At 60.6% G+C, this 13,696-nt stretch carries 9 protein-coding genes; 4 read left to right on the top strand and 5 right to left on the bottom strand.

Translation table 11 applies throughout. The features are described from left to right. Window positions 1–2: 2 nt before the first annotated feature. Both Q0106_RS07695 and Q0106_RS07690 read left to right on the top strand, forming a co-directional pair. Window positions 3–1,562, top strand: coding sequence for an ATP-binding cassette domain-containing protein (locus tag Q0106_RS07695; protein ID WP_297611140.1), 1,560 nt, complete (start codon window positions 3–5; stop codon window positions 1,560–1,562). A 127-nt stretch (window positions 1,563–1,689) separates the two neighbouring features. After that, window positions 1,690–2,631, top strand: a complete 942-nt coding sequence (locus tag Q0106_RS07690; protein ID WP_297611138.1) for an aliphatic sulfonate ABC transporter substrate-binding protein — start codon at window positions 1,690–1,692, stop codon at window positions 2,629–2,631. A gap of 302 nt (window positions 2,632–2,933) precedes the next feature. Here Q0106_RS07690 and Q0106_RS07685 read toward each other — a convergent pair whose 3' ends face one another. Further along, window positions 2,934–3,092 (bottom strand): hypothetical protein, encoded by a 159-nt coding sequence (locus tag Q0106_RS07685; protein WP_297611134.1) that lies wholly within the window; start codon window positions 3,090–3,092, stop codon window positions 2,934–2,936. 26 nt (window positions 3,093–3,118) lie between these two features. Between Q0106_RS07685 and Q0106_RS07680 the strand changes: the two genes are divergently transcribed. Further along, window positions 3,119–4,270 carry a porin gene (locus Q0106_RS07680; protein WP_297611132.1) on the top strand — a complete coding sequence of 384 codons (1,152 nt, stop codon included), beginning with the start codon at window positions 3,119–3,121 and terminating at the stop codon, window positions 4,268–4,270. Window positions 4,271–4,463: 193 nt separating this feature from the next. Beyond that, window positions 4,464–5,705 (top strand): peptidase T, encoded by a 1,242-nt coding sequence (gene pepT / locus Q0106_RS07675; protein WP_297611130.1) that lies wholly within the window; start codon window positions 4,464–4,466, stop codon window positions 5,703–5,705. 214 nt (window positions 5,706–5,919) lie between these two features. On the opposite strand, the gene guaA is transcribed toward pepT, so the two are convergent. The 4 genes from guaA to Q0106_RS07655 form a co-directional block, all read right to left on the bottom strand. Then, the gene (gene guaA / locus Q0106_RS07670) at window positions 5,920–7,491 is read right to left on the bottom strand and encodes a glutamine-hydrolyzing GMP synthase (RefSeq protein WP_297611128.1); all 1,572 of its coding nucleotides are present in this window, start codon (window positions 7,489–7,491) and stop codon (window positions 5,920–5,922) included. A gap of 208 nt (window positions 7,492–7,699) precedes the next feature. Then, on the bottom strand, window positions 7,700–9,169 hold the full coding sequence (gene guaB, locus Q0106_RS07665) for an IMP dehydrogenase (RefSeq protein WP_152157560.1): 1,470 nt from the start codon (window positions 9,167–9,169) through the stop codon (window positions 7,700–7,702). A 372-nt stretch (window positions 9,170–9,541) separates the two neighbouring features. Beyond that, the gene (locus Q0106_RS07660; RefSeq protein WP_297611125.1) at window positions 9,542–11,377 is read right to left on the bottom strand and encodes a long-chain fatty acid--CoA ligase; all 1,836 of its coding nucleotides are present in this window, start codon (window positions 11,375–11,377) and stop codon (window positions 9,542–9,544) included. 11 nt (window positions 11,378–11,388) lie between these two features. Continuing rightward, window positions 11,389–13,251 carry a long-chain fatty acid--CoA ligase gene (locus Q0106_RS07655; RefSeq protein WP_297611123.1) on the bottom strand — a complete coding sequence of 621 codons (1,863 nt, stop codon included), beginning with the start codon at window positions 13,249–13,251 and terminating at the stop codon, window positions 11,389–11,391. Window positions 13,252–13,696 lie beyond the last annotated feature (445 nt).

The following is a 13,696-nucleotide window of genomic DNA, read 5'->3' as shown; positions in this document are numbered from 1 at the left end:
TGATGACCAAGAAGCTTCTTTCCTTCGTGCTTCCCGTCCTGCTTCTTCTCTTCTGGTGGGGAATTGCCGAAACCGGAAGCGTTCCGGCGCTTCTGCTCCCGGGGCCGGGAGCCGTGGCGGAGCGCTTCACGGCGCTCCTCGCCTCCGGGGAGCTCCTTCACCACGCGGCAACCTCCATGCTGCGGGTCTTTTCGGGCTTTCTGATTTCGGCTTCAATTGCGCTCACGCTCGCGCTTCTTGTGTCGCGGTCCGAGCGGCTCAACGACTTTCTTTCCCTCACGCTCGAGGCGCTGAGGGTTATTCCGCCGCTCTCCCTTGTTCCGCTTCTTATTCTCTGGCTCGGGATCGATGAGGCGCCGAAGCTTGCCATCGTTGTTCTTGCGAGCTTCTTTCCGATTTATCTCTCGGCGCTGACGGCGCTTTCGAAAGCGAGGAACGACTACCGCGATCTCGCCCGTATCTTCGGTCTTTCGGAAAGGGAAGCCGCGCGCCACATTCTCATTCCGGGTGCCTCGCCCGGGATCATCACGGGCCTGAGGCTCGGCTTCGGCTACGCCTGGCGCGCGCTCGTCGGTTCGGAACTCATTGCCGCCGCATCAGGCCTCGGCTACCTGATAGAGGACGCGTCGGCGCTTGCCAGAACCGACGTCGTGATGGTGGGCATCCTGACGATTGCCGTTCTCGGCATCATCTGCGACAAGCTTTTCCGGATTGCGGCCGAGCGTGCGGCGCCCTGGACATCCTCGAGCAAAGCTGCGGCGTCTGATGATGAAAAGGCGCCGGAAGGTCATGAGCCGAAGCGGACGGCTGATGCGCTCAGGCAGCCCCCTGAAGCGCTTCCCGGTATTGAAATCAGGGATCTGACCGTGAGCTATCCTGGACTCGCGAAGCCTCCCGTTTCAAACCTCACGCTCTCTCTTCCGGGAGGAAAAGTGACGGCGATCCTCGGTCGTTCCGGCTGCGGAAAGACGACCCTCATCAAGGCGATTTCAAAGCTTATCGAAAAGAAGAGCGGATCCATCCGCTTTACGGGCGGGAACGACGCCCCGCGGCTCTCGATGGTTTTTCAGGAACCGCTGCTCCTTCCCTGGAAGACCGTAAGGGAGAATGTCGCGCTCTCGCTCATCCCCGAATGCGGGGAGAGTGCGCTCCATGACCCGAGGGTCTCGGAAGCGCTCGCCCTTGTTGGTCTCTCGAGTCGGGCGGAAAGCTTTCCCGGAGAACTTTCGGGCGGCCAGCAGCAGCGCGTGGGGTTCGCACGCGCCCTGGCGGCGGATCCGGAAGTGCTTCTGATGGATGAACCCTTCGGCGCTCTAGATGCGCTCACCCGCGAGGAGCTCCAGGATGAATCGATCGAAGTCTTCTCGAGGCGCCGCATGACGGTTCTCATGATTACGCACGATGTGCGCGAAGCCGTCCGGATGGCCGACTCTGCCGTGATTCTCGAATCGACCCAGGCGCCTGAAATTTTCTCGATCGACCTCCCGCGTCCGAGAAGACTCTCCTCTCCGGGCGTGGCGAGGCTCGAAGAGGAAATCCTTTCGATCCTGATGCGCCGGTAGCGCGGGACGAATCTAGAATTGAGGACAATTCTCATTGAGAAGCGGCTGCGCGGAAAAGCGGCTCCAGTTACGTATTGGCGCCGCTTTTTCGTGCGCTCTTCAGATATTTTTTGGCTTCAGGCACAAAATGAAATTCAAGTCCTTTATCGCCGCGCTCGCCATTACGCTCAGCACGGCGCTCTCCGCCGCCACGATGCCCGAGAGCATCTCCATTACCTACGTGAAGTCGCCCTTCAACCTTCAGAACATTGTGATGAAGGAGCGCGGCATGCTCGAGGATGCCTTTAAGGCTGACGGCGTCTCGATCAAGTGGCGCGTCATCAATTCGGGCGCCGTTCAGGGCCAGGCGATGGCTTCGGGCGACCTCGACTTCTCCGCCGTGATGAATACGGCAAGCGTCCTGATGGCTGCCGGCGCCGGGAACCCGATCGCCATTGCCTCGGGCGTCGCTCACCCGCAGAAGATCTTTGCGCTCATCGGCAAGCCCGGCACGAATTATTCCGTGAAGGATCTGAAGGGCAAGAAGGTCGCCGGTCCCAAGGGCACGGTGCTCCATCAGCTCCTCGTTGCCGCGCTTTTGAAGGAAGGCATGAAGATCTCGGACGTCGACTTCGTCAACATGGATCCGGGCAAGGCCATGACTGCGGTCGTCTCCGGGCAGGTTGATGCGGGTCTCGTCGCTGCCGGCCTCATCATCAAGGCCAATGCCGCGGGCGCGAAGACGATTGCCACCTGCGAAGGCTACGTTTCGCCGAACCTCGTCATGACGGTTCGCCGCGCATTCGTTGAACAGTATCCGGAAGCTTATGAGAAGGTCGTGGCAACGAACCGCGCCGCGCTCGCCTGGATCAAGGCCCATAAGGCTGAGGCCCTTGCCATGGGTGCGAAGGAGCAGGGGATCAGCATGGCTGATGCCGAGAAGCTCTACGACTGGTCGGGCTTTTACGACGTTCTCACTGAAGCTGACGTAAAGAGCCTTGAAACCGATCAGGCCTTCCTCCTTGAAAACGGCATGATGGAAAAGAAGGTTGACGTTCGTGCGCTGATTCTTCCGGGCGCGATGAAGTAATTCCCGGTTTTCCGTTCGAGCACCTGAAAAAGGACGCCGCTAGGCGTCCTTTTTTGTTGGTGTGAGAAAAATGCACAGCAGCCATCCTGAAAACGCCCTGAGGCGCCGTCATCAAAGAAAAATTGCTATCGCATTGAATCTGCTGAAGAATTGATGAACCCTGACTGCGTGCGGCAGAAATGGGCAGTTTTTCAGTCAAAGTAAGTCTGGTTTTCACGTATAGCAAAGTACCTAGAAACCGAAATACATTCGGCATCTGACGTGTGAATACGGGGAACCGGCAGCAATGCCGGGGATGGCCGTCAGACGCTTTTTTCGCGGTCAATGACGAAGAAGGCAGTCAATTTCAAAATATATCCCCTGATTTCTTGACCACCACCAAATGGAGTTGTCTTGAAGCGCCTTCCGGAAAAAAACTGGATGGATTTCTGATCCGGCGCTTTTTCTTCGAGGCCCGGCATCTCCGTGAAATCCAGGAAACAAAACGATGAAACAGCTCAACATCGCTCTCGCCGCAGCAGTTGCCGCCCTCACTTTCGGCATGGCTTCCCAGGCTTCCGCCGCCGATGTTCAGATCTACGGCCGCATTGACGCGGGCCTCGTCTATGAACATACAGATCCGGGCGTCGGCCACGCGACCGACAAGTTCACGCTCGACTCCGGCGTCGGCACAGCGAGCCGCTTCGGTCTTCGCGGCAGCGAAGACCTCGGGAACGGCTACCAGGTGAAGTTCGTGCTCGAAAACGGCTTCAAGTCCGATACGGGCGCCCTGAGCACGGCCGATACGATTTTTGACCGCGAGGCCACCCTGCAGCTCGTCGGCCCCTTCGGCACGATCTCTGCCGGCCGCTCCGCGATTCTCGGCACTGACGGCGGCAGCTTCAATCTCTTGGGCGGCGTCAACCCCTTCGGCACGGGCATGGGCAATATCGGCAATCAGGGCATCGTCTTTGCGAAGATTGATCCCTCCCGCCGCGACAACATCCTCACGTACCGCAGCCCCAATATGGCTGGCTTCCAGGTGACGGCCGCCTATGCGATGGGTACGAACGACTATGAAAACAAGGCCGGCACCGACCGCTACATGGGCATCGGCGCAACCTACACCGTGGGCGCCCTCAGTACGGTTCTCCTTTATGAAGGCATGAACGAAGGCACGCTTTCGAACCTGGAGACCGGCGACCATAAGGCAAAGAACCCGGAAGACATGTGGCGCGTCACCCTGGGCGGCAACTACAACTTCGGCTTCATGACCGTCTATGCGGCTGCCCACTGCTTCGGCAATGCCAATGCGCTCAGCACGCAGGGCTGGAACAGCGATGCGATGAAGACGACGCTGGGCATTACGAAGGCATTCGATGAACTCGAGGGCTACAGCGGCATCGTGGGCTTTGACGCTCCGCTCGCTGGCGGCAAGGTACTCGCCTCCGTCGGCGCTCTCAAGGCGGAAACCGATGAGTTCGACGAAAAGGTGAAGGCCACCGCCTGGTTCGCGGGCCTCGGGTACCAGTACAACCTCTCGAAGAGCACGCGCGTCTATACGGGCATCGGCTACACGGAAGGCGAATACAAGTACGACGGCAAGAAGCTGAAGCCTGAGTCGCTCAGTACCGTTGCGGGCCTCTCTTACTATTTCTAAAGCCGGATAGAAGCTTCTGCGCTTCTCTCTGACAAAACCGGCGCTCCGCACTGATTTCCGGGGCGCCGGGCTTTTTTGTGACGTTCCCTGACGGTTCGAGTTGCTCGGAAGAGCACGCGCGACGGTCCTGAAGCGCTCGTTCCTCAGAAAAGACGAATTTTCAAACAGCATTCAAAGGCAAAAGAAAATCATCATGACGGACACGGTTCAATCGCGATTCCTTCGCTACGTAAGCTTCGATACGCAGTCGGCGCGTGAGAGCAGCACGGCTCCCTCAACGGCAAAGCAGCTGAAGCTCGCCGAAGCTCTGGTTGAGGAATTGAAGTCCTTCGGTCTCGAAAATGCCCATGTGGGCAATGGCGGCGTCGTCTACGCTGAAATTCCCGCCTCGAAGGGGTGCGAGGCCTGTCCCTCGATCGGCTTCATCGCGCATATGGATACGTCGCCTGACGCCTCAGGCGAAAACGTGAAGCCGCAGATCCTGCGCTATGAGGGCGGAGATGTCGTTCTCAATGCGGAAAAGAATATTGTCTTCAAGGCAGCCGACTTCCCTGAGATCACGAAGTACGCCGGCGAAGACATCATCTTCACGGACGGCACGACCCTTCTCGGCGCCGACGACAAGGCAGGCGTCGCTGCCATCATGACGATGGCCGCTGAAATTGCAGCGCACCCGGAAATTCCGCATGCGCGCCTCGCGATCGGCTTCACGCCTGATGAGGAAGTGGCTCGCGGCACGGAAAACTTCGACATCGGACACTTTGGCGCCCAGTATGCTTACACGTTCGACGGCGGCGAAGTGGGGACCCTTGAGAGCGAAAACTTCAACGGCGGCACGGCCATCGTGACGATTGAAGGCGTGGGCGTTCATCCGGGTCTGGCAAAGGACAAGATGGTGAATTCGCTGCGCTACGCGGCGAAATTCATGGAAATGCTCCCCGCAGAGATGAGCCCCGAATGCACGGCCGGTCATGAAGGGTTCCTTCACCCCAACATGATGCAGGGGAACGTCGTTGCGACGAAGATCCGCATTCTCATCCGCGACCACGACACGGCGCTCTATGAAGAAAAGAAGGCGCTTCTCGCCGCACTCGTTGAAAAGATGAATGCGCTCTATCCGCAGGCGAAGGCCAGGATCGAAATCAAGGACAGCTACCAGAACATGCGTCCCTACCTCGACCGGGCGCCCAAGGTTCTGGAAATCGCACGCGAAGCCTATCGCGCGGCGGGTCTTGACCCGATCGAGGAGCCGATTCGCGGCGGCACGGACGGCGCGCGTCTTTCCGTTCGCGGTCTTCCCTGCCCGAATGTCTTTACGGGCGGCATGAACTTCCACGGAATCTACGAATGCATTCCCGTGAAGTCGCTCGAGAAAGCGGCGGAAGTTGCAATGAAGCTCGCTCAGCTCTCGGGCACCATCAGGTCGCTTGATTGATAACTGAAGAATCTCAGAGCCTGATCGGCGCTTTCCCTGCTTTGCCCGGGGAAGGCGCCGATTTTTTCAGAGCTCCCCGGAAATTCCGGCGGCAGAGGAGGGTGTACTGACTAAAAAGAAAGGCAGCCCGTCTGGATGCGGACTGCCTTTTTCCTGCTCAGCAGCCTGAAATGCGGGATCTCAGGCTGCTGAAGACGAGGATTTCCGGGAGAGGTTATTCCCATTCAATCGTGGCAGGGGGTTTGCCGCTCACGTCGTAGACCACGCGGTTGATGCCGCGGACTTCGTTGATGATGCGGTTCGAAACGGTGCCGAGAAGCTCGTAGGGGAGCTCGCTCCACTTGGCCGTCATGAAGTCGGAGGTCTGGACCGAGCGCAGCGACACCACCCATTCGTAGGTGCGGCCGTCGCCCATGACGCCCACGGACTTGACGGGGAGGAAGACGACGAACGCCTGGCTCACCTTGTCGTAGAGGCCGGCCTTGCGGAGTTCCTCGATGAAGATCGCATCGGCTTCGCGCAGAAGATCCGCGTATTCGCGCTTCACTTCACCCAGGATGCGGACGCCAAGGCCCGGACCGGGGAAGGGATGGCGGTAGACCATTTCAGCGGGGAGCCCGAGCTCGATGCCGAGTTCGCGCACTTCGTCCTTGAAGAGGCTGCGAAGCGGCTCGAGAAGCTTGAGGTGGAGCGTCTCGGGAAGGCCGCCCACATTGTGGTGGCTCTTGATCACCTTCGCCTTCTTCGTCTTGGCGCCCGCCGATTCAATCACGTCCGGATAAATCGTGCCCTGGGCGAGCCAGCGGGCATTCTTGATCTTTTCAGCTTCAGCCTGGAAGACGTTCACGAATTCGCGGCCGATGATCTTGCGCTTCTGCTCGGGGTCGGAGACGCCCGCGAGCGCATTCATGAAGCGGTCGACGGCATCGACCACGATGAGCTTGAGGCCCATGTTCTTTTCAAAGGTTTCGCGAACCTGTTCGCGTTCGCCCTTGCGAAGGAGGCCGTTGTCGACGAAGACGCAGGTGAGGCGGCGGCCGATGGCGCGGTGAATGAGGGCCGCAGCGACGGAGCTGTCGACGCCGCCCGAGAGGCCGAGAATCACTTCCTCGTCGCCCACTTCGCGGCGGATGGTTTCAACGGCTTCGGCAACGTAATTGCCCATCACCCAGTCGGGACGGCACTTGCAGATGTCGAGAACGAAGCGGTTGAGGATCTGGCGCCCCTGAACGGTATGCGTGACTTCCGGGTGGAACTGCACGGCGTAGAAGCCCCGCTCCTCGTCGCACATGCCGGCGATCGGGCAGGACGGGGTCGAGCACATCACCTTGAACCCGGGAGGAAGCTCAGAGACCTTGTCGCCGTGCGACATCCAGACCTTCAGCATGCCTTCGCCCGATTCCGTGCGGAAGTCCTCAATCCCCTCGAGGAGCTTCGTGTGGTTGCGGGCGCGCACTTCAGCGTAGCCGAATTCGCGCTTCGTGCCGCTTTCGACCTTGCCGCCGAGCTGCTGGGCCATCGTCTGCATGCCGTAGCAGATGCCGAGAACGGGAACGCCCGCTTCAAAGACGGCCTGGCTCGCCTGGTCGTTGCTTTCCTCATAGGCGCTCATGTGCGAGCCCGAGAGAATGATGCCCTTCGGGGCGAACTCGCGGATGAAGTCCGCCGAAACATCGTTCGGATGAACTTCGCAGTAGACGTGGGCTTCGCGCACGCGGCGGGCGATGAGCTGGGTCACCTGGCTGCCGAAGTCGAGAATCAGAATGCGGTCGTGAGAGGTTTGCATGGGTACGCTGCAGTTCGGGAAAAAGTATTCGTCTCTTCCTGAGAGCGCCTGGCGGAATGCAGAGAGCTCTTAAAGAAGATTCGGGCGAGACTATAACAAAATGAAAAGGCGCCCGCGCCCGGATTTCTTCGGGGGTTCGGGCGCCTTGACGTTTTTTGCTCCGGATCGGGAGGCTCCGCAGGAGGGAGCATCCCGTTCTGAGGCTTTATCAGTTGGCCTGACGATAGTTCGGGGCTTCCTTCGTGATCTTCACGTCGTGGACGTGCGATTCACGCAGGCCGCCGGCGGTGATCTGAACGAAGCGGGCGCGGGTGCGCATTTCTTCGATCGTGCGGCAGCCGCAGTAGCCCATCGAGGAGCGCAGACCGCCGATCATCTGATAGATGATCGCGGAGATGGATCCCTTGTAGGGAACCATGCCTTCGATGCCTTCCGGCACGAACTTGTCGATGTTGCCCTGGTTGTTGTCCTGGAAGTAGCGGTCGGCCGAGCCCTTGCCCATGGCGCCGAGCGAGCCCATGCCGCGGTAGGACTTGTAGGAGCGGCCCTGGTAGAGGATCACTTCGCCCGGAGCTTCTTCCGTGCCGGCGAACATGCCGCCCATCATGACGGAGCTCGCGCCCGCGGCGATCGCCTTGGCGATGTCGCCCGAGAAGCGGATGCCGCCGTCGGCGATGCAGGGAACGTCCGTGCCCTGAAGGGCTTCGGCGACGTTGCTGATGGCGGTGATCTGGGGAACGCCGACGCCGGCCACGATGCGGGTCGTGCAGATCGAGCCCGGGCCGATGCCGACCTTGACGCCGTCAGCGCCGTGCTCGACGAGGGCGAGAGCAGCTTCGCCGGTGGCGATGTTGCCGCCGATCACCTGCAGATCCGGGTAATGGGTCTTCACCCACTTGACGCGGTCGAGAACGCCCTTCGAGTGGCCGTGAGCCGTATCGACGACGATCACGTCGACGCCGGCGTCGACGAGCTTCTCAACGCGTTCTTCCGTGCCCTGGCCGACGGAAACGGCAGCGCCGGCGAGGAGCTTGCCCTTGGCGTCCTTGGCGGCGAACGGATGGTCGGTCGCCTTCGTGATGTCCTTCACCGTCATGAGGCCGGCGAGGTGGAAGTCCTTCGTAACGACGAGCACGCGCTCGAGGCGGTGCTGGTGCATGAGTTCCTTCGCTTCCTCGAGCGAGGCGCCTTCGTGAACCGTGACGAGGCGTTCGCGCGGCGTCATGACTTCGCGGACGGGAACGCTCATGCGGGTTTCAAAGCGCAGGTCGCGGTTCGTGACCATGCCGAGGACGGAGCCGTCTTCGGCAACGACCGGAAGGCCGGAAATGCGGTGTTCGCGGGCGAGCGCAATCACGTCGCCCACGAGCATGTCGGGGCCGATCGTGATCGGTTCGGCAACGACGCCGGCTTCATGGCGCTTCACCTTGGCGACTTCAGCGGCCTGCTGGTCGGCGGTCATGTTCTTGTGAATGAAGCCGATGCCGCCTTCCTGAGCGAGGGCGATCGCGAGCTTCGCTTCCGTCACCGTGTCCATGGCGGCGGAAACCATCGGAATGTTGATCGAAAGACCGCGGGTGAGCTTCGTCTGAAGCTGCGTGTCGCGCGGGAGGATTTCCGAGTAGGCGGGAACGAGCAGAACGTCGTCGAACGTGTAAGCCGTCTGAAGGAGTCGCATAACAACCTCTGAGTGCAAAAAAAAATACACCGGTCGAACCCTGCAGAGGCTTTCTGCTCTGCGGAATCCGGAGTACGGCACGTAATTGAATTCAGTCTGCGCCGGGAGGGAACGGGCGTTCCCCGCGGGCTGAATGTTCCTCCCCTCTTGATGCATGCCGACTGTGCGGGTAAAAGCACCGGAGCGGCGGGGAAGGAAAATCCGAGATTGGTTTGCGCACGCAGTCTAATGATTTTTTACTTCTCCGTGTGGTCCGGCCGAAAGTTTTTTTCGCGTGCCTTTAAGCAAAACGCTCCGCATGCCGGAAGTGGCGTGCGGAGCGCTTGTGAGAAAGGTCGATTGTGCGGAGAAAATTCCCGTATACCTGAGGAATCAGGCTGCGGGGTGTCCCGCATAGATGGCTTCAATCAGGTGTCCCCAGCGGGCAAAGATTTCCTTTCTGCGCGGCTTCATGGTCGGCGTAAGAAGGCCGTTCTCAATCGTGAAGGGTTCGCGCACGACGGCAATCGAGCGCGGAATGCCGTAGGAAGGGAAGTCCTTCGCCGCGGCGCGCACGCGCTTGAGCAGAAGCCTCGTCATGCTTCTGTCCGTGAGCGTGGCGGGATCCTCGGGGTCAAGCTCCATTTCCCGGCAGAGCGACTGCCAGAGCTCGGGCTGCACGACGAGGAGCGCGCTGATGAAGGGGCGGTTTTCGCCGTAGACGAAGACCTGCTCGAAAAGCGGGTCGTTCTGGATGGCGAATTCGAGGTCCACCGGAGCAATCTTTTCGCCCGTGGAGGTTACGATGATTTCCTTCAAGCGCCCGCGGATGCGAACGCGCCCGCCGTCGGAGAGATCCGCCTGGTCGCCGGTGCGGAACCACCCGTCCTCGGTGAAGGCCCGGGCGGTATCGGCCGGACGCTGCCAGTAGCCCTGCATGACCTGGGGACCGCGGACCTGCAGCTCGTCGTTGATTCCGAGCCTCACCTGCGTTTGACTGACAGGCCAGCCCACGCAGTCGGGGTGGTTCATGGTTGCAGCGGTAAAGGAAATGATGGGACTCGTTTCCGTGAGGCCGTAGACCTGGCGAATGGGAAGTCCCATCGCGCAGAAGTAGCGGGCAACGGTCGCGGAAAGGCTCGCGCCCCCCGCAAAGATCGCCTTCATGCGGCCGCCGAAGACGGCGCGCACCTTGACGCCGACATCCTCGTCAAGGGTCGGCAGCACGGTTTCATCGAGCTGAGCTCGCTCCGAAGGCTCCACGGGAAGGCCGTTTTCGCGGCAGAAGCGCCGCCAGCCGGCTTCGGCCGCCCAGGCGGCAATGTACTGATCATGCTCGGACGCTTTCGAGAGCTCGAGCTGCAGCTTCTGGTAGATGCGCTCGAGAACGCGCGGCACCGTGCACATCAATGTCGGGCGTACTTCCGCAAGGTCGGCTTCGATATGGGCGACCGAGCGGGCGAAGGCCATGGAGGCCCCGTGCGCGAGGGCGACGTAGTGCGCAACCGTGCGTTCAAACGTGTGCGAGAACGGGAGGAACGAAAGGTAGACGTCGTCGGGCGTGACCTCAATGCGTCCGGAAATCTGCTTCACGTTTGCGACCAGATTGGCGTGGGTCAGCATGACGCCCTTCGGCCGCCCGGTGGTGCCGGAGGTGTAGATGAAGCCTGCGAGGCTATCGGCCCTGGGGCCGTCGGGCAGGGCGTCGTCGGGAATGCCGTTCCCGCGGGCGAGCCAGGTTTCAAGTCCCGAGATGCGCACGCCGTCCTCTTCCTCGTCTCCGAGGTCGTTGATGAGGACAACCTCCATAAGGTCGGGCAGCTTCCCGGAAACGGCATGAATGGCGTTCCAGCGCGCTCTCGAGGTCGTCACGAGAATGCGGCTCCCCGAATCGCGGAGGATGTAGGAGGAGGAGCCCGGCGTATCGATGGCGTGAAGCGGAACCGGCACGAGGCCGGCCGCGAGCGCCGCCTGATCGAAGGTCACGGCGTCGATGGAATTCGTGAGGAGCATTGCCGCCCGGTCACCCGGGCGCAGTCCCGCCGCATGAAAGGCGCGCCGCCAGCGCATCACGGACTGGCAGAACTCGCGCCAGGTGACGGAAATCCAGCGGTTTTCCGCGTAGTCGAACTGCCGGAAGGCTTCGCGCTCCGGCATCTCCCGCACGGTGCGTGCGAGGTACTGTGGAATGGTGACGGGGCTTCCCGTCGGAAGATCTCTATCAAGCATTTTTTGTGCGGTCAGGCCTTCTTCTTCGGAGCAATGGCTTCATACATGGCGTCGATCCTGTCGCCGTAGCGGCGCACGATCTGGGCGCGCTTGATCTTGAGCGTCGGCGTGAGAAGACCGTTTTCAATCGTCCACGGGTCGCGCAGAAGCGTGACGACGCGCGGAACGCCGTAGTTGGGGAAGCCCGCCGAAGCGGCCTTGATGCGGCGCAGCGCCGCCTGAGTGGCTTCGCGCGAGGTGAGCGACTTTTCATCCTCGGGGTCGAGCCCGAGGCTTTCAGCAAGGCGCTTCCATTCATCGGGATTCACGACGGCAACGAGCCCGATACAGGGACGGTCGTCGCCCACCGCCATCGTCTGCGAGAAGAGCCGGTCGCATTCAATTGCGGCTTCAAGGTCCGCGGGCGGCACTTTTTCGCCCGAGGAGGTAACGATGATTTCCTTGATGCGGCCCGTGATGCGGATGTGCCCGTCTTCGTAGATTTCCGCCACGTCGCCGGTGGAGAGCCACCCTTCGTCGGAAAGAATCGCCTTCGTCGCGTCCTCGCGATGCCAGTAGCCCTGCATGACCGAGGGACCGCGGACCTGCAGTTCGCCTTCGGGGGAGAGCCGCACTTCGATATTGTCGAGCTTCGGCCCCACCGTGGTCGGGTGGTTGCTGCCGATGCGGTTCACTGCAATGATCGGACTCGTTTCCGTCATGCCGTAGCCCTGATAAATGGGGACCCCGAGCGCGAGGAAGACGCGCGCGACGGCGGGATTGAGCGCGGCGCCGCCGGAAATGTAGAGGTGAATGTTGTCGCCGAAGACCGCGCGGAGCTTTTTGCCCACCTTGCGGTCGAGGAACCCGGCGACCAAGGGATCGAGCCACGCGCGGCCCGAGGGTTCAACGGGGAGGTTGTTCTCGCGGCAGACGCGGCGCCAGCCCACTTCAACCGCCCAGTCGAAGAGGTACTGCACGTATTTGGGCTGCTTTGCAAGACCGTCGCGCAGCTTCCCGTAGATCATGTCGTAGACGCGGGGCACCGACATCAGAATGCTCGGGCGGATGGTCTTCAGATCGTCGGCAAGGTTTGCAATCGAGCGGTTGAAGGCGAGCGTGAGCCCGCAGCCCACGGCGAGATAGTAGGAGGCCGTGCGCTCGAAGGTGTGCGAGAGCGGAAGGAAGGAAAGGAGCGTTTCGCCGCTCCAGGGCTGAAGGCTCAGCAGAACGCCCCGGAGATTCGAGAGAACGTTCCGGTGGGTGAGCATGACTCCCTTGGGGCTGCCGGTCGTCCCTGAGGTATAGACGAGGGCGGCAAGGTCCGTGGAGCGCGGTCCCGGGGGAAGCGGCGCCTCAGGCGTCTTTTTGAGCCAGGTCTCAAGCGACATCGTCGGAATGGCGGCATCCGGATCGTCGCAGAATTCATCGTCCGTGATGACGACGAGCTTCAGATTCGGAAGCTCCCCGGATTCGCGGATCTGACGCCACTTGAGCTTCTTGTTGGTGACGAGAACCTCGGCGCCCGAGTCGTTGAGGATGTAGGCCGAGGACTTCGGCGTATCGATGGCGTGGAGCGGCACGGGCGTGAGGGCGTTGGCGAGGACCGACTGGTCGAAGAGCACCGCTTCCATGCAGTTGGGAAGCAGCATCGCCACGCGCGCGCCGCGTTCAAGGCCCATGCCGGCAAGCGCGTGACGCCAGCGCTCCACTTCGTCGTATGCCTCGCGGAAGGTCCAGTCGCGCCATGCCTTCTTTTTTGCATCCCAGGACTTCCAGCCAATGGCAGTCGGACGCTTTTCAACCTGGAGGGCGAGCATCTCGGGAATTGTGGAGAGGACATCCAGATCACGGATGCGCTCAAGGCCTTCTTCTTGACGAGACATGGTGTTCATTTTTTAGAGGTATTCGGGTGGCGGAGGAAATTGAGATTCTGCCGGCTCAGTCGCGCCCGTGAAGAAAAAAGCAAACCCGGGCAGCGGTTCGCTTGGATTGGCGTATTCCGAATTGTATCGGTGCCGGCCGCGGAGAAGCACCGCCGCGCCCGCCTGAGAGGCCTTCATGCAGACGGATGAATGCGGTTCGGCCGGGAATCGGTTGGAATCGGGTCGTAGTCCGGAAGCCCGCTGATGGTTTTTGAGTGCGTACGAATAAATACGTATTTTTCTGAAAATTAAGATCTGAGAATGTGTTTTATGATTAATGGTTAACCCTTGATTTGCACCATAATAGGGCGAAGCGCTGAAAGACGGTTAGGGTTTGCGTGGACGGGTTAAAAAGTGTAACTTTAGGGGACTTCCATAAAATAAATGCCTGTAAATTCTGAAAATTTCAGAGTTT

This window comes from uncultured Sutterella sp. (genome assembly GCF_937923675.1).
Classification (GTDB): Bacteria; Pseudomonadota; Gammaproteobacteria; order Burkholderiales; family Burkholderiaceae_F; genus Sutterella.
The sequence above is the reverse complement of the archived record's forward strand: the minus strand, read 5'-3'. Positions and strand labels throughout refer to the sequence as shown.

Coding starts and splice junctions, on each gene's coding strand:
- Q0106_RS07695 (WP_297611140.1), top strand. CDS start 3: ATGACCAAGAAGCTTCTTTCCTTCGTGCTTCCCGTCCTGCTTCTTCTC.
- Q0106_RS07690 (WP_297611138.1), top strand. CDS start 1,690: ATGAAATTCAAGTCCTTTATCGCCGCGCTCGCCATTACGCTCAGCACG.
- Q0106_RS07685 (WP_297611134.1), bottom strand. CDS start 3,092: ATGCCGGGCCTCGAAGAAAAAGCGCCGGATCAGAAATCCATCCAGTTT.
- Q0106_RS07680 (WP_297611132.1), top strand. CDS start 3,119: ATGAAACAGCTCAACATCGCTCTCGCCGCAGCAGTTGCCGCCCTCACT.
- pepT (WP_297611130.1), top strand. CDS start 4,464: ATGACGGACACGGTTCAATCGCGATTCCTTCGCTACGTAAGCTTCGAT.
- guaA (WP_297611128.1), bottom strand. CDS start 7,491: ATGCAAACCTCTCACGACCGCATTCTGATTCTCGACTTCGGCAGCCAG.
- guaB (WP_152157560.1), bottom strand. CDS start 9,169: ATGCGACTCCTTCAGACGGCTTACACGTTCGACGACGTTCTGCTCGTT.
- Q0106_RS07660 (WP_297611125.1), bottom strand. CDS start 11,377: ATGCTTGATAGAGATCTTCCGACGGGAAGCCCCGTCACCATTCCACAG.
- Q0106_RS07655 (WP_297611123.1), bottom strand. CDS start 13,251: ATGAACACCATGTCTCGTCAAGAAGAAGGCCTTGAGCGCATCCGTGAT.